This is a genomic window from Hymenobacter swuensis DY53 (assembly GCF_000576555.1).
In the GTDB taxonomy this organism is placed as follows: Bacteria; Bacteroidota; Bacteroidia; order Cytophagales; family Hymenobacteraceae; genus Hymenobacter; species Hymenobacter swuensis.
In genome coordinates, this window is the sequence record NZ_CP007145.1 from 251,180 (window position 1) to 266,746 (window position 15,567).

Genomic DNA, 15,567 nt, shown 5'->3' on the forward strand with positions numbered 1-15,567 from the left:
AAGCTGCTCGAACATCGGCCTGAACCCGTGCGTACGCTCAAGCCTATGCGCTATATTTCCCTCGACCTTGAAACCTCTGGCGGCAACCCGCTGCGCCACCAGATCCTGGAACTGGCCGCCGTGGTGGAAGATACCCGCCACCTGAGGCCGCTGCCGGAACTGCCATATTTCCGGCGGGTGGTGCAGCACCCGGAGCTGACCGGTACGGCCGGCGCACTGGCCCTAAATGCCGGCTTGCTGCAGGAGTTGGCCCGAAAAGAGCCCAATCCCGAACTATGCACGCCCCAAGAGCTGCTGCCGCAACTGCGGGGGTTTCTGCTGGCCCAGGGCTTTAAGTCAGACAAAAAAGACTGCGTAGCCGTGACAATGGCCGGCAAGAACATTGCGTCGTTTGACCTGGGTTTCCTGCGTGAATTGCCCGGTTACGGCACCCTGATGCGCGCCGAGCCCGCCATGCTCGACCCGGCCGCCTTCTACCTCAACTGGCGCAAAGACACACGCCTGCCCACCATGCAGATCTGCAAGGCCCGCGCTGGTTTCGAGGATACTACGGTAGCCCACCAGGCCTTGGCCGACGCGCTGGATGTGGTGCAGTTGCTAAGGCCGTTTTACGCTTTACCCGTGTACCAGCAAGTGCCGGCCAACGGAAAAGAAGAATAAAAAAAGGCCCGGAGAACGTCCGGGCCTTTAGAGTTGCTGCAGATAAGGGAGACTTTACCAGTCGCCGGAGGCACCGCCGCCGCCGGAGCTACCGCCCCCGAAACCGCCGAAGCCGCCCCCGCCACCGCCACCGCCAAATCCGCCACCGCCACCGCCGAATACGCCCCGGCCGCCGCTGAAGTCGCCGAAGATAATGGGCGGAATCATGGCGCCGCCGAAGCCCCGGTTGCGCCGGCCGCCTGAGCTGCCGCCGCCCCGGTTTCGGAGCAGGATAATCAGTAGCAACGCCCCGATAACCACCCAGAACATCCAGCCCCCGCCGCTGTCGTCCGAGGAGGAGCGACGGGAGCGGGGCTGAGTAGCGGGGTCGGCTTTGTATTCGCCTTTGGCCAGTGCAATGAGCTGGTCGGTGGCGCGGTCAAGTCCTTCGTAATAGCGGTTTTCCTTGAAGGCCGGCGTAAGCGTACTGGTGATAATGCGCTTGGCCAAGGCGTCCGGAATGGCTCCTTCCAGGCCGTAGCCGGGCTGAATCCGGACTTTGCGTTCCTGCTTGGCAATAAGAATCAGGACGCCGTTGTTGTTGTTTTTCTGGCCGATACCCCACGTCTCGTAGAGCTGTTGGGCATAACCGGCAATTTCGTAGTCGCCGAGTGTGGGAATGGTCACCACCGCAATCTGCGACGAGGTGGAGTCGTTGTAAGCCACCAGCTTGCGCTCCAGCTGAGCCACTTCATCAGGGCGCAGCAGGCCCGCTAGGTCGTTGACCAGGCGGGGCGGGTTGGGGCGGGGCGGCACGTTCTGGGCCAGAGCCGCTAGTTGCAGCAGCAACAGACAGGCTGCCAGTAGCCAGCTCCGTCGGAGCGAAAAATGGAACAGGTGCTTCATGGGCGTTTGGTAGCCGAATCGCCAAAGGAGATGGAGTCGTCCAGCTCGTTCTGGTCGGTTTTGGCGTCGTAGGGAAAGTAGCGGCGCAGCTGCTCGCCTACCAGCCGGATGCCTTGCTCTAGGCCATCCACGTATTTCTCGGTCCGAAAATGCTGCAACACATTCTCCTTGGCAGTTTCCCAGAAGTCATCGGGTACGGCAGAATTAATGCCCGTGTCGCCGATAACGGCGAACTGCCGGCTCTGCCAGGCCAGGTAAAACAGCACGCCGTTGCGCTGAGCCGTCCGGTGCATGCCCAGCTCCGCAAACACCTGGGCGGCGCGGTCTAGAGGCTCGGGCGTAGGACAGGTGTCTTCTAGGTGTACGCGAATTTCGCCGGAAGTACGCAGCTCGGCCTGCCGGATGGCCGCTACCAATGCTGCTTCCTGCTCAGAAGAGAGGGGGTTAGTCATAGTCAGTTGTCAGTTAGCAGTTGTCGGTTGTCGGTTGGCAGAACTGTTCTGCCAACTGACAACCGACAACTGACAACTCAAAATTAAAACTGAACGGTTGGCGCTTTCTGGGCTGCTGCGTCGGCAGCGAAGTAGGGCTTCTCGGCGAAACCGAACATGCCCGCAAACAGGTTATTCGGGAAGCTCTTAATGTACCCGTTGTAGTCGTTGGTAAGCGTGTTGAGCTTGTTGCGCTCCACATTTATGCGGTTCTCAGTACCCTCAATCTGGGCCTGCAGCTCCTGGAAGTTGGCGTTGGCTTTCAACTCAGGGTAGTTTTCCGATACGGCCAGCAAACGACCCAGGCCGGCACTCACCTGCGACTGGGCTTCCTGGAACTGCTTCAGGTTTTCGGGGGTCAGGTTATCGGCGTTCAACTGCACGCTGGTAGCTTTGGCTCGAGCCTCGATTACCTCCGTCAGAGTTGATTTCTCAAAGTTGGCGGCGCCTTTTACGGTGTTTACCAGGTTCGGAATTAGGTCGGAGCGGCGCTGATAGGCACTCTGCACGTTACCCACCTGGGCTTTTACCGCTTGGTCTTTGGACACCATGGAGTTGTAGCCGCACGAGGATTGCGTGAGCAGCAATACCAGGCCAGCGAAATAGAGCAGAAAACGTTTCATGGGGAGAAAGTAAGAAAGATGAAAAAGGGAGAGGAAAAGCGTTTTTCGAGGCCGGTAGCGGCCGGGCCGCTGCGGTTTTAACGGCCGGCGGCTACAAAACGGCCGGATGCCTGTTACTGCACGTAGCCGAACCGTTGCGCTGCAAAGTACGAATTCGCGCTCCGGTAGTTGTGCCGGGCCGTGCTCCGGTGCTATTGCGTATTTTGCGCGTCGGTGCTCCCCGATTTTTCTCTCGCATGAAAGCAGTTATTCCCGTAGCCGGTATCGGCTCCCGTTTACGTCCGCACACGCACACCCAGCCCAAAACCCTGGTTCCCGTTGCCGGCAACACTATTCTGGGTCACATTATTGATCGGCTGGTAGAAGCCGGCGTGCAGGAGTTTGTGTTCATCATCGGCTACCTGGGCGAGAAAGTGGAGCAGTACGTGCGCAAGCAGTACCCCGAGCTGCGGAGCACATTTGTGGTACAGGAACCGCGCGAAGGCATTGCCCACGCCCTCTGGCTGGCCCGGGAGCAGTTCCGCCACGAAGCCGATGGTATCCTGATCATGCTCGGCGACACGATTGTGGACGTGGACCTGCCCGCCATGATGCGCACGCCCGGCAACGTGCTGGCCGTGAAGGAAGTGAAAACACCCTCCATGTTCGGGTTGGTGGAAACTTCTACTAATGGCCGCGTGACAAAGGTGGTGGAGAAGCCGCGCATCCCGAAGTCGAACTACGCCATGGTGGGCCTCTACAAGATTGCCAACGCCGACTGGCTGGCCTCGGCCCTGGAGCGCATTGTGGAGCAGGACCAGCGCACCCACGGCGAGTTTCAGCTCACGGATGCGCTGATGCTCATGATTCAGGACGGGGCCGAAATGACCACGGCCTCGGTGGATAACTGGTTTGACTGCGGCCGTAAGGAAAGCCTGCTGGAAGCCAATGCCCGCCTGCTCAACCGCCCCGAGTTCCTGAAGCGCCGCGAGTACCCCGAGTTTCCCGATACCATCATCATCCCGCCCGTCAGCATCGGCAAGGACTGCCAGATTAGCGGGTCCATCATCGGCCCCAACGTAGCCATCGGCGACCGGACCATCGTCAAGAACACCATCCTGACCGACTCCATCATCGGCTCTTACTCGGAGCTGCGCTCCGCCGTGATGCACGACTGCATCGTGGGCTCCGACGCCCTGTTCCGTGGCACCCGCCACAGCCTCAACATCGGCGACAACACGGAAATCGACTACAGCTAGGTGCCGTTATGTTTGATTCCCTGAGAAAACTGTTTGGCTCTGCGGCCAACAAAGCCACCGACCAGCAACCGGCCTCGCTTATACAAGAGGAGACCATGACGGATGAGTTTCGCCAGCGAGTTAAAACGGAATCTGAGGCGAAAGTGCTGGCTCTTGATGGGCGAATCTGTGACTGGCTACCGCTTCTGGACGCGCCAGAAATACGCGGAATAGAAGGGATAAGGGCGCGCATGAGTGTGCTGAACGCACTTATCAATATTTCTTTTCAGGCGCCCGTAGCTGTCATTGAAAAGTGGCTTACGCAGGAGAACTTGCTGGCCTATCTGTCGCCGGATGAGGCTGCTATATTGACAAAGACCAATAAGCAGCTGACGGAGCAGGAGCTAGCGAACCTGCGCTGGAATCTGGAAAGCCTGTGGGCCATGATGTGGGCCACGCAAATGGTATCTGAACTGGACCCTGTAAAGTGGTGCGGCGACAATATGGCGTCGTTGTTACCTAACCTGGAACAGGGGCAAACCAACGAGAAACTAACAGGACTGCAGAACCTAAGATCAGCGGCTGAGCTATACCGAATGCTGGACTTTTACTATCGTCTGCATTGGTATTGCGTGGATGAGCGGCTACACGGTCGGGCCGCCAATGTATCAGAATCTTTGGTGTATGAGCGGCGGAAAGCACTGGAGTGGATTTACAACAATCAGTATGAGTGGGATGATGTAGAAATGAGCACTTAGCGGCTTTTCTATCAAAACAGGACTATACCAGATTCGGGACAACTTCACCGTTCATGTATCCGCTGAGGGCAGATTGTCGTTACTTTAGCCCGATGCGCTACCCGACCTCCTTCTCCCGCCTGCTGCCCGCCCTGGGCCTGACGCTGCTGTTGCTGCCCGGCTGCTACTCCCGCTCCGATATGAAAGGAGAGGAAGCAGCCGCCACCACCGATAAACCCAAGGCCGAAATGCCCGCCGCCGTGCGGCCCACGGAAGCTCCCGGCGTGGAGGCACCGGAGGAAGCGTCGGATGTGGTGAGCAGTGCCGTCACCCAGCCGCTGCAGGCCGTGAACGTGTTTCTGGAAGTATCCGGCTCCATGGAAGGCTTCATGCCTAAAACCGGAGCCAGCGGCGAGAATACCAAGTTTCAGCAGCACGTGGCGCAGTTGCTTTCGGAAATCAACCGGACGCCAGCCGCGCGGAAAAAGGCGTTTTTCCGCATCAAGGAGAAGCCCTACGCCGATACCTACCAGGGCATTTCGGGAACAGTGCGCAGCGGCATTCAGCAGCCGGCCAAAAGCACCGAGCTGCCCGCCGTACTCGATACGCTGATGACGCGCTACTACCGGCCCGGCACCGTGAGCGTGCTGATTTCGGACTTCATCTACTCGCCCAAGAACGCCGGGGCCATTCCATACATCAAAACGGACATCACCGACGCCCTGCAGCGCAACGGCGCGCAGCCGGACCTGGCCGTGTCGGTGTACGGCTACACCTCCAATTTCCGGGGCACGTATTACCCGGCTCTGAAGGCAGCCGGCAAGAAAACGGCCTGCTGCGACACCGAAATTCCCTACTACATCTGGGTGCTGGGGCCGGCGGCGGCCGTGCGGCAGTTTGATGCCGCTTTGCTGGAGCAGCAGCCTGCCAAGCAGGCCCACTTCGGCGTTACGTATCCGCGGCCGGCGTATTCGCTGCTGAGCAAGTTCCAGAACAAAGGCAGCTGGTACTACGGCGACGCCGGGGCCAGCAAGCGCAGCGCCGATACCTACCGCGTGGTGGCCGTATCGGAAGCCTCGGCCCAGCAGCCGGTGGAATTTGTGGTGGGCCTGAACCTGGCCCAGCTGCCCGGTCAGTACCGCGACGTGGCCTACCTCAAACAAAACCTGACCCTGCAGGGCGTGGATACTGACGCCAAGCTGCTCGACGTGCAGGCCGCCTCGGCCCAGACCAAGGCCAGCAGCGGCCCGGAAAGCAAGTTTACGCACTTCGCCAAAATCCGCCTCACGAAAGCGCCCAAAGCGGCCCGCCCGTTGGTGTTGCGCCTCCAAGACCAGCGCCCAGCCTGGGTAGCTCAGTGGACCACCCGCAACGACGGCACGCCCGCGCCCAAGACCTTCGCCCTCAGCTCCCTGCTCGACGGCTTGGAGCCGCAGGCAGCCAGGGAGAAGCGCCCGGTGTTCGAGCTGCCCCTGACGGTGCAGCCCGCCGAGTAGGAGCACAAGCAGTAGCGCGAAGTCTTTGCTTCGCGTATAGCCGCGTACAAACGCACACTGCGCGCCGCATTACTTGGCACGATAGTCGTTCAACACCGCGCGAAGCAAAAGCTTCGTGCCACTGACAATTTCGCCCCTCGTCGTATCGTTCCATCACCCGCGAAGGGAAACTTCGCGTTACTTACTTTCATGAAAGCACTCTTCCGCTTCCTCTACGAGCTCATCGGCGCCCCGCAACCACCCGCCGACACCCCGGTGTACCGCGATGTTATCTTCCCCAACCTGGGGCTGCTGAACCTGGGCGTTTCGCTGGGGCTGGTGGTGGTGTTCTACCTGCTCATCAACCGGGCCATGGGTGTGGCTACCTTCAATAAAGGCCGGCATTGGGCCATCTTTCTGGGGCTGAACGCACTAATTGCCTTCCTCGTCACCATCTGGCAGACCAACGCCCAGCAGGTCACCGACCACAGCTACATCTACTGGCTGGCTACCTGGAACGCCATTCTGGGTATGTTCTGGTTTTTCCTGTTCTCCGTATTGCTTAAGCGCGGCTCGACCAACGCCAGCACGACTCCGTTCTAATCTTAGAAGTCAGATATGAGAACTAAGAACTGAGAGCCTTGTGGACGCCAGTATAAATGGCTGAAAGGTTCTAAGTTCTTACCTCTAAGCTCTTGGTTCTCATTTCTAAGCTCTTCCTTCCAACTCATGGCTAAACTCTTTTTATTCGGTATTGGCGGCACGGGTTCCCGCGTCATTCGTTCGCTCACGATGCTGCTGGCCGCGGGCGTAGAGCTGCCCAACTGCGACCGGGTGGTGCCCATCATCATCGACCCCGACGCGCACAATGGCGACATGAACCGCACGGTGCAGCTGCTGCAGAGCTACCAGCAGATTTACAAGCGCCTCGGCCCTCGCGAAGAAGGCTTCTTCAAGACCGATATCAGCACCTTGAGCGGCATTTCGCAGGACGTGAACGGCTCGGTGAAGGACACCTTCATCTTCGACTTCGGCGGCATCAACCAGAGCTTCCGGCAGTACCTGAGCTACGACGGCCTGAGCGTGGACTCGAAGGGGCTGGTGGACTTGCTGTTCACCCAGGACAATTTGGAAAGCCCGCTGACCATCGGCTTCCGCGGCTCGCCGAACGTGGGCAGCATTGTGCTGAACAAGCTGGTGGAAAGCCCGGAAATGCGGTTTTTCGCCGATAACTTCCAGGACGGCGACCGGGTATTTTTCGTGTCGAGTATCTTCGGCGGCACGGGCGCGGCGGGCTTCCCGCTGATGCTCAAGAACCTGAAGGACTCGAACACCCGCCTCAGCAACGCCCGCTACCTGCGCGACGCCCCCACCGGCGCCGTGACGGTGATGCCCTACTTCGCTTTGCAAAGCGAAGACAACGCCGTTATCGATTCCAACAACTTCCTGACCAAGACCAAGGCGGCGCTCAGCTACTACGAGCACAACCTGCAGGGCCTCGACGCGCTGTACTACCTCGCCGACACGCCCGACACGCCCTACGAAAACCAGCCCGGCGGCACCCAACAGAAGAACAAGGCCCACGTGATTGAGCTGCTGGCGGCCCTGAGCATCGTGGATTTCATGCGCTACTCGCCCGCCGAGCTGCGCACCGGCGGCCCGCACTTCCACGAGTACGGCCTGCAGACCGATGCGCCGGAAATCCAGTTCAGCCACCTGCCCGATGAGTCGCGCGAAATCATGGCCAAGCAGCTCACGCAGTTCCTGTACTTCACGCGCTACCACAAGCAGCACCTGCCCACCGATAAAGCGCCCTACGCCGACAACCTGAAGCTGGACTATGCCATGCGCAACGAACCCATCTTCCGGGAGCTGAACACCTTCCTGCACAGCCAGGACATGGGCGTGGATCAGTGGCTGCAGGAGCTGGCTCAGAACCGCCGCGCCTTCCGCCCCTTCGACTTGCAGACCGACGATTTCAACGCCATGATCCTGGGCAAGCCGGTGGAAAAGAAGTGGAACGACTTCTTCAACAAAGGCCTCAGTCACAACTACCTGCTCGACAACCTCAACAAAACCGAGAAGTCCATCCAGGAACCCGACAACTTCCGCAAGCTGCTGGAGCTGTTCTATGATGTGACCGATAAGGCGTTTGAGGAGAAGGTGAAGGTGGTGTAGAACGAAAACTCCCCTCCTTGAAAAGGAGGGGACGCCGTGCCGCAGGCGCGGCTGGGGTGGTTTGCCCGCGTGCTGATGTTGTTTACCTGAACTACTCAAGCCGCACCGTTCAACGAATCAACCACCCCTAGCCCCTCCTTTCCAAGGAGGGGAACTAGCTTTCTAGTTGTAGTTTCTAGCAGTAAAAAATCACCCCGAGCAACCTTCGTCTGGCTCCCCCTCCCCACCGGGGAGGGGGCCGGGGGGTGGGGTCCCGATATGGCCAAAGTCCTTCGCTTACACAACAACGGCTCCCAGCAGGTACAGGGCTGGCAGAAAACTGCCCCCGTCACCAGCACCGAAATCAACACCGTGACCGACCCGGCGGGCGGCAAGTCGCGCAACCTGGCCGTGAGCATCCCGACGCCATTTGCGCGGATGCACCTGTTTGAAACGGCTTTCGACTTCCTGGCCCGCGAAGGGCAGCGCAACCCCGGCTCAGTGTACCACGAGCTGACGACGCACTTCTGGGACTTGCTGGAGCTGCTATACAACTACCACCTCTACACCCAGGCCGGCCGCAAAATCACGCTGCGCCGCTGGAACTCGGAGACCGAAATCCGCCGAATGCGGCAGGACGAGGGCACGCGCCTACTGGGCGAAACGCTGCAGTTATACATGCAGGACGAGCGGTTCCGCGACTTCACCGACATGTACCTGGTGTACTATGAGTCGCCGGAGCTGGCGGGCGGCACGCGCCTGCTGGGCGGCACCTCGCCGCTGACCATCCTGTTCACTGGCCCCGCCGTGGAACCGCTGGACCTAGAGCGACCCCAGGCCCGTGGCCACTATTTCGACAAGCAGACGGTGCTGCTCGAAGACCGCGACCCGCAGTTTCGGGAGTTCGTGTATGAGTTGTTCCTGGCGTATCCGCAGCTGCAGCGCCGCGAGTTTGCCGGCAGCGTGTACGCGGGCTTCGACCGCTCGAAAATCAACCAGCTCCAGATGCAAGGTGACCGGAGCGCGCAGCAGTTTGCCACTCGTTACCCGGCCTTGGCCGACGTGCAGGGCAACTTGGTGAGCGTGAAAGGCGTGCCGCTGCCCGGCCGCGCCGACCAGTCGGCCGTGACCAGCTCCGACCTGTTCATCCAGCCCACCCGCGAATCGACGACGGGCCGGCCGCGCCCGCTGGTGCTGCGCCCGAACCTGACGATGCCAGGGGCCAACTACCTCAACGGCCAGCCCTGGGACGACCGCACGCCGGTTCCGTATTACGATGAGGTGGCGCTGGAAAGCCGCGTGCTGCCCGGCAAAGGCTTCAAATACCCCTACCTCACGGTAGGCGACTTGCTGGAAGACTCCCTGGTGGAGCTGCCCTACGAACTGAACACCCAGCGTTTCCACACCGGCAAAGTCACGTTTCAGTATGGTGCCGATGGTCATGGCCGGGCGCGTTTCCCGTATCTGCTGCCGCTGAAACAGGCGTTTTTCGAGTATTTCACCGAGAACGAGCTGGCCGAGCTGCTTACTTTCACCATCGACCTGAGCCACGTGCGCGTGCAGCTGCGGGTGCCGGTGCAGGCGGGCCGCTTTATCACGTTTGAGCGCAGCTACTACACCAATCCGCAGAACCCGAAGGATGCCCAGGGCCGCGAGATTCTGGAGAAGGGCCGCATTGTGAAGGCCGCCGTGGGCGTGGGCGTGTTCCCGTTCTACAAGGTGCGCTACCAGCCCGAGTTCAACGACCTCTATAAGGTGATGCTGGTAGACGCCGACAACGCGCCCACCATGCTCAACCGCCGCTACGACCTCACGTTTTTCGTGAACGGGGAGCGAATCACGGAGCAGGGTGCCGCCCGCCGCGCCACTCGCTATGAGCGCACCCAGAAAAGCATGGCCACCGCCGGCAGCACCTACTACGAAGTCACCGGCACGCACTTTGACCTCGCCGAGCTGACCTGCCCGCCCGCCACAATTGGCGCGGAGCCGGCCCGGGGCCTGTTCGTGCCGCGCTGGCGCGAGCTGGACCGCGGCACCCGCCGCTTCACCTTCGCGGTGGACTTCGGCACCACCAACACCCACATTGCCTACGCCGATTCGCCGAGTGCCCACCCGCGTCCGCTGACCATTGGCGAGTCGGATGTGCAGGTGGAGTGGCTGCACGCGCCGGTAGCTGATCAGGGGCTTTCGGCGGCGCAGCGCTACCGCACGGGCGCCGGCCAGATCTGGGACAACATTGCCACGCTGCAAAACCGGGAGTTTGTGCCCTCGTTCCTGGGCGAAGGTGGCTCGGTATATGAGTTTCCGATTCGGACGGCCGTGTGCGAAACCACGTCGTTTGCTAACGAGCCCGCCAAGGTGCTCAGCAACATCAACATTGGTTTCAGCATCAACACCGAAAACACGGCCGAGCTGCCCCAGAACCGCTTCATCACTAACCTGAAATGGTCGGCGGAGCTGGACCCGCAGGGCGTGTCGCGCATCGAGGCCTTCTTCAAAGAAATTCTGCTTCTGCTGCGCCACAAGGCGGCTTTGCACGGTGGTATTTTGGAAGATACCCGCGTGGTGTGGTTTGCGCCGCTGAGCTTCGATGGCTTCCTGCGCAACCAGTTCCAGCAGGTCTGGGACGAGTCGTTCCAGCAGGTGTTCAAGGCCAAGCGCCCCACCATCTGCCTCACCGAATCGGTGGCGCCGTACTACTACCTCACCGCCACCAACCAGGTAGTGCCCAACCGCGACGAAAACGTGGTGAACATCGACATCGGCGGCGGTACCACCGACTTGCTGCTGTTCGCCGACCAAAAACCGGCCTACAGCACCTCGTTCCGCTTCGCCGGCGACGACCTGTGGGGCGACGGCTACGCCCGCGTGCAGGGCGCGCCCAAGCAAAACGGCCTCCTGCGCCTCGGCGTGGGCCACGTGGAAAGCCTGCCCGATTCCGAGCAGAACCAGGAGTACAAAGGCTACCTGCGCGCCGCCCTCAGCAACACCGATTTCGGCTCCGCTGACGTGACCAGCCTGCTGTTCAAGTACGATGATGCGCTACGCTTCACCCAGGCTTTGGGCCTCGGGAAGGGCCGGCAGCTGCGGGTGCTGTTCTATCTGCACTATACCAGCATCATCTACCACACGGCCCAGCTCACCAAGCACCTCGGCCTGAAAACGCCGCGCTACCTCTGCTTCTCCGGCAAAGGCAGCCTCTACCTGCGCCTGCTGGCCGGCGGCAGCTCGCTGGTGGCCATCGAGAAGATTACGAAGGCCATCTTCCAAGCCGTAACGGGTGTGGAGCCGCCGCACAACTTCCGCGTCATCCTGGCCGACAACCCCAAGGAAGCCACCACCAACGGCGGCGTGCTGTTCGAGGAGAAAACCACCACCGACTACGACAACATCAAGCCCGTGAAGTACAGCGGCGCCGTAGAAGGCACCGAGCTCAACCAGCAGCGCCTGAAACTGAATCAGGTGGATGCCGAACTGAAAAACACGGTGCTCGACAACGTGCGCAACTACCTCACCCTGGTGCTGGAAGGCGACGACGTAGCGCCCTACCTACGCGAAGTAGGCGTGGACGTGGACCGTCAGCGCGTGAAAGACATCCTGCTCCGCGAAATCGAGGACAGCCTGAGCCTGGGCCTGCATCAGTTCCAGCGCCAGCTTTCCTCCGACGAAACCCTGCCAGAAACCTTGTTCTTCCTGCCGCTGAAACAGGCGCTGTACAACCTGAGCCGCGAGCTGCAGGCGTAGCTAAATGGGTAAAAGATCAGTAAAGCAACTAGTATTCTTTACAGCCTTCGGGGTATTTGTGTACTTCCTGCACTCCAGCGGAAAAGAAGGTGATATAAAAGTGTATGCAAAGAATATCAGGAGCGAATACAGGGGAGTAATAATTGAAAAGTACCGTCGAAAAACAGACTACATCAAAATTCGTACGGAGGATTCAATTATCGATATTCCTTTGCTAAGCCCTACGCTCGAAGAGAATGCGCAAGTAGGAGATTCAATAAAAAAGGTTGCCTTAAAGAATGAATGTGTACTCACGAAAAATGGGCAGGTTATGCACATGGAGTATGTCTTCATTTCAGAATCAATAAGGAATGATAGTCGTTGGCCCAAAGACTTGTCACATGTAGTTGCCTCTGACGAATAGTACATTCATTGATTCGAATAAAAAAAGCCCGCTTCCTACCCCAACACCCTATGACCCTTTCCCGCCGCGTTGCTTCTTTGCTTACCGGCCTGCTGCTGCTTGCGGCGGGCGTCCATGCCCAAACGCCCCTCGGCCAGCCCACGCTGGAGGAGCGCAAAGTGCAGATCTGGTGCGCTACGGCCAAGTTCGTGTACGAAGACACGGGCCACCCCGAGCTGAAAAGCCAGTTGAAATGCGGCGGCCCGTTGAAGGACTTTGCCGGCAGCATCAAGGCCGATGAGCAGCGTGTGTACTCGGCGCTGTACCAGCCGCTGGAAGTGCAGGGCGTGATGTACAAGGGCCTGGGCTCGGATAACTCCCGCCTGCAGACGCTGGTGCGCGAAATCATCAACCGGCTGCGCACCTCCCCGGCCCGCAAGGGCAATGCCGCCCGGCTGGCCGGCGTGACGAAGCTAGAAACGGCCCTGAAAAACTACCTCGACCAGGGCACGCCCATCGGCGACCTGTCCGCGGCCGAAGCCGCCGCCGAAACCGAAACCGTCGATACCACTGCCACCACCGACGAGGCGACGGCTGCCGCCCCCGGCGACGCTGGTCTGGACGAGGCGGGTGTGGCTACTCCTACACCAGCCGCCGCATCCGGGGCCGGGGAGAGCCTAATGAACAAGTTTTTCGGCCCTCTGGGGCTGATTTTGGCCCTGCTAAGCTTGGTGCTGTACGCGCTGATGCGCAAGAGCCTCGGGGAGTTTCAGAAGGAGCTGAGCGCCCGCATCGACAAACGCCGCGACGAAATTCTGGCTTTGCAAACAACGCCCGGCAGCAGCGGCAAGCCCGCCGAGCTGTTCTCGCCGGCCCAGCTGCGCGAGCTGGAGCAGCTGATCCAGCAGCGCGTGGAGCAGGAGCTGCAGAAGCGCCAAGCCGCGCCGAAAACCAACGTAGCTGCCGCGGCTCCTGCTGCTCCGGCTCCGCAACCCGTAGTGCCTGCGCCGGCTCCGCAATCTGCGGCACCTACTCCGGCCCCGGTAGCACCACCCGTGCCGGTGGCAGCGCCCACGCCGGCTCCGGTGCCGCCATCGGCTGCTCCGGCCGCCCCGGTGAGCAGCCCCGCCGCCCCGCAGGAGGAGTTCGACAACCTGGTACCGCCCGTGCAGCTGCCAACCGCGCCCGCCGCTGCCCCGGCCGTATCCGCCGCCGACCTGCCCCGCACGCGCTACGTGAAGGTGCCCGTGAATGGGGTGTTCAACGAGTACGACTTCTCCGACGAGCCCCAGCACGACAGCATCTACGAGATTCACCTGGATCCGCAGTGGCCCGAGCTGGCCACGTTCAGCGTAACGCAGAACCCCGCCGTGCACGCCTATGCCATCCAGAGCGCGCAATATTCCCTGCGCGAAGCTTGCAAGTACCAGCAGCCCGCCGGCCCGGTCACGCGCATCGTGACGGAGGAAGAAGGCGTGCTGCGCAAAGCCGCCGGCGCCTGGCAGATCGAGCAGAAAGCTGCCATCCGGTTTGAGTAGACACCGTCTGTCATCCTGAGCTTGCGAAGGACCTTTCTACGTTTGAACGAACCTCGTAATAGTGGCTTGTTCTAACGTGATAAGGTCCTTCCTTCGTCAGGATGACAGCGTGGGAATGCCGTACTTTACTGTTCTATGCTTGAAATCATCCTCGAAGTTCTGGTGGTGACCGTGGTGGTGGGGCTGCAGATTCGCACGTTTCTGCGGACGCGGGCCAATGCCCGGCGGCTGGCCGTGCTGTATCCACCCAAGGAAAGCCTGCGCGTGGAGCACCGCATTGTGCTGCCCGACGGCCGCGACCTGCCCGATTACGCCGCCGACGCCCCGCCCGAATCTTTCGCCTCCAACCTCGTCAAGGCCGAAAACGCCTCGCCCGAGTTTCAGGAAATTCTGCTTGATACCAACGACTACCTGCGCCACAACAAAGGCGCAGCGGCCGATTTTGGGATTCTGAAGGACATTTCGGAGCGCCAGAGCGAGGTGCTGGACAATGCAGTGCAGGCCGAGGTGGCCACTCCCCTGTATCTGGGGCTGCTGGGCACGTTTCTGGGCGTGATTCTGGGGTTGGTGGGTATTGCTCGCAACGGGGTGTCGGATGAAAACGCGCTGACGCCCTTCCTCACCGGCGTACTCATTGCCATGACGGGCTCCTTCGTGGGGCTGCTGCTCACGCTGCTCGGCAACGGCGTGCTGCGCCAGGCCCGCCACCAGCTCGACCGGCTCCAGAACCAGTACTACACCTTCCTGCAGGCCCGCCTGCTGCCGGTGCTGCACGCCGATATGGCTAGCTCGCTCACCAACCTTAAGTCGGTACTCGATGCCTTCAACCAGCAGTTTGTGGGCCAGGTGGAGCTGTTCAACCCGCTGATGGAAAAGGTAACGCAGAACATCCGGGTGCAGAGCGACTTCCTGGAGCGCCTCGATACCATCGGCTACGACAAGATGGCGGCGGCCAACATCCTAGTGTTTGAGAAGGTGCGCGAGTCGGCGGAAATGTTCAGCGCCTTTACCGGCTACCAGCAGCGCCTCAACGAGATGCTGCAGAACGGCTACCATTCGGCAGAGGCGGTGAACAGCATCCTAGACCGGCTGCGGGGCTTCGAGAAGGGCATCAACGACCTGGGCCAGTACATCGGCGGTAACAACAACTCGGTGCAGCTGATGCTAGATTTCTTCCAGAAGCACCAGGTGGAGCTGCGCAACCTCAAGGACCGCGCCGAGCAGCACATCGACCAAGCCGGCGTGGGCCTCGCCGACGTGATGAACAAGCGCCTGGCCTACAACGAGCGGCAGGCCCAGCTGGCCTACGAGAAGTGGCAGCAGTATTTCGAGCAGCTCAACGCCGACAACGTCTTCGAGAAGCTGCTGAAACAGCTGGAGCCTTTCCAGAACCTCAACACCCAGCAAGCCGACCTCAGCCGCGACGTCACGGCCACCCAGCGCGAGCTGCTGCGCAAAGTGGAAGTCGATTCCCAGATTCAGGCCAAGTTGCTGCTGGAGCTGTCGAACCTGAACACCGTGCTGGTGAAAGCCACGTCCAAGAACCGTTTCCAGCGGTTTATGGATAAGCTGTTTGGCGGTGTGAAGCCGCAGTAAGGGTAGTAATTATGACGGTATTTTTCCTGCGTATATGGCTAAATTTGAGCTTTTTAATCACT

12 protein-coding genes are annotated in these 15,567 nt (G+C 60.3%); 9 read left to right on the plus strand and 3 right to left on the minus strand.

Going from position 1 to position 15,567, the window contains the following annotated elements:
- Positions 1-45: 45 nt before the first annotated feature.
- Positions 46-660, plus strand: coding sequence for a 3'-5' exonuclease family protein (locus HSW_RS22445; protein WP_052346031.1), 615 nt, complete (start codon positions 46-48; stop codon positions 658-660).
- Between the two features lie 54 nt (positions 661-714).
- Here HSW_RS22445 and HSW_RS02575 read toward each other — a convergent pair whose 3' ends face one another.
- The 3 genes from HSW_RS02575 to HSW_RS02585 form a co-directional block, all read right to left on the minus strand.
- The gene (locus HSW_RS02575; RefSeq protein ID WP_044000711.1) at positions 715-1,545 is read right to left on the minus strand and encodes a TPM domain-containing protein; all 831 of its coding nucleotides are present in this window, start codon (positions 1,543-1,545) and stop codon (positions 715-717) included.
- Complete coding sequence (locus HSW_RS02580) at positions 1,542-1,997, minus strand: TPM domain-containing protein (protein ID WP_044000712.1); 456 nt, start codon at positions 1,995-1,997, stop codon at positions 1,542-1,544. The genes HSW_RS02575 and HSW_RS02580 overlap by 4 nt, the downstream gene beginning before the upstream one ends.
- 83 nt (positions 1,998-2,080) lie before the next feature.
- Positions 2,081-2,659: a LemA family protein gene (locus HSW_RS02585; RefSeq protein WP_044000713.1), complete on the minus strand. Its 579-nt coding sequence runs from the start codon at positions 2,657-2,659 to the stop codon at positions 2,081-2,083.
- A gap of 236 nt (positions 2,660-2,895) precedes the next feature.
- Between HSW_RS02585 and HSW_RS02590 the strand changes: the two genes are divergently transcribed.
- From HSW_RS02590 to HSW_RS22450, 8 genes are all read left to right on the plus strand, one after another.
- Positions 2,896-3,897, plus strand: coding sequence for a sugar phosphate nucleotidyltransferase (locus tag HSW_RS02590; RefSeq protein WP_044000714.1), 1,002 nt, complete (start codon positions 2,896-2,898; stop codon positions 3,895-3,897).
- 8 nt (positions 3,898-3,905) lie between these two features.
- Complete coding sequence (locus tag HSW_RS02595; RefSeq protein ID WP_052346032.1) at positions 3,906-4,634, plus strand: DUF4272 domain-containing protein; 729 nt, start codon at positions 3,906-3,908, stop codon at positions 4,632-4,634.
- Positions 4,635-4,726: 92 nt separating this feature from the next.
- Positions 4,727-6,109: a hypothetical protein gene (locus HSW_RS02600; RefSeq protein ID WP_044000715.1), complete on the plus strand. Its 1,383-nt coding sequence runs from the start codon at positions 4,727-4,729 to the stop codon at positions 6,107-6,109.
- A 189-nt stretch (positions 6,110-6,298) separates the two neighbouring features.
- The gene (locus HSW_RS02605) at positions 6,299-6,691 is read left to right on the plus strand and encodes a hypothetical protein (RefSeq protein ID WP_044000716.1); all 393 of its coding nucleotides are present in this window, start codon (positions 6,299-6,301) and stop codon (positions 6,689-6,691) included.
- 126 nt (positions 6,692-6,817) lie between these two features.
- On the plus strand, positions 6,818-8,266 hold the full coding sequence (locus HSW_RS02610; RefSeq protein ID WP_044000717.1) for a hypothetical protein: 1,449 nt from the start codon (positions 6,818-6,820) through the stop codon (positions 8,264-8,266).
- Between the two features lie 258 nt (positions 8,267-8,524).
- Complete coding sequence (locus HSW_RS02615; protein ID WP_044000718.1) at positions 8,525-11,989, plus strand: acetate and sugar kinases/Hsc70/actin family protein; 3,465 nt, start codon at positions 8,525-8,527, stop codon at positions 11,987-11,989.
- A gap of 453 nt (positions 11,990-12,442) precedes the next feature.
- The gene (locus HSW_RS24515; RefSeq protein ID WP_044000720.1) at positions 12,443-13,909 is read left to right on the plus strand and encodes a hypothetical protein; all 1,467 of its coding nucleotides are present in this window, start codon (positions 12,443-12,445) and stop codon (positions 13,907-13,909) included.
- Between the two features lie 135 nt (positions 13,910-14,044).
- A complete protein-coding gene (locus tag HSW_RS22450; RefSeq protein ID WP_052346033.1) occupies positions 14,045-15,505 on the plus strand; it encodes a hypothetical protein in 1,461 nt (486 codons plus the stop codon).
- Positions 15,506-15,567 lie beyond the last annotated feature (62 nt).

Coding starts and splice junctions, on each gene's coding strand:
- HSW_RS02575 (WP_044000711.1), bottom strand. CDS start 1,545: ATGAAGCACCTGTTCCATTTTTCGCTCCGACGGAGCTGGCTACTGGCA.
- HSW_RS24515 (WP_044000720.1), top strand. CDS start 12,443: ATGACCCTTTCCCGCCGCGTTGCTTCTTTGCTTACCGGCCTGCTGCTG.
- HSW_RS02585 (WP_044000713.1), bottom strand. CDS start 2,659: ATGAAACGTTTTCTGCTCTATTTCGCTGGCCTGGTATTGCTGCTCACG.
- HSW_RS22450 (WP_052346033.1), top strand. CDS start 14,045: ATGCTTGAAATCATCCTCGAAGTTCTGGTGGTGACCGTGGTGGTGGGG.
- HSW_RS02615 (WP_044000718.1), top strand. CDS start 8,525: ATGGCCAAAGTCCTTCGCTTACACAACAACGGCTCCCAGCAGGTACAG.
- HSW_RS02580 (WP_044000712.1), bottom strand. CDS start 1,997: ATGACTAACCCCCTCTCTTCTGAGCAGGAAGCAGCATTGGTAGCGGCC.
- HSW_RS02610 (WP_044000717.1), top strand. CDS start 6,818: ATGGCTAAACTCTTTTTATTCGGTATTGGCGGCACGGGTTCCCGCGTC.
- HSW_RS02600 (WP_044000715.1), top strand. CDS start 4,727: ATGCGCTACCCGACCTCCTTCTCCCGCCTGCTGCCCGCCCTGGGCCTG.
- HSW_RS02605 (WP_044000716.1), top strand. CDS start 6,299: ATGAAAGCACTCTTCCGCTTCCTCTACGAGCTCATCGGCGCCCCGCAA.
- HSW_RS02595 (WP_052346032.1), top strand. CDS start 3,906: ATGTTTGATTCCCTGAGAAAACTGTTTGGCTCTGCGGCCAACAAAGCC.
- HSW_RS22445 (WP_052346031.1), top strand. CDS start 46: ATGCGCTATATTTCCCTCGACCTTGAAACCTCTGGCGGCAACCCGCTG.
- HSW_RS02590 (WP_044000714.1), top strand. CDS start 2,896: ATGAAAGCAGTTATTCCCGTAGCCGGTATCGGCTCCCGTTTACGTCCG.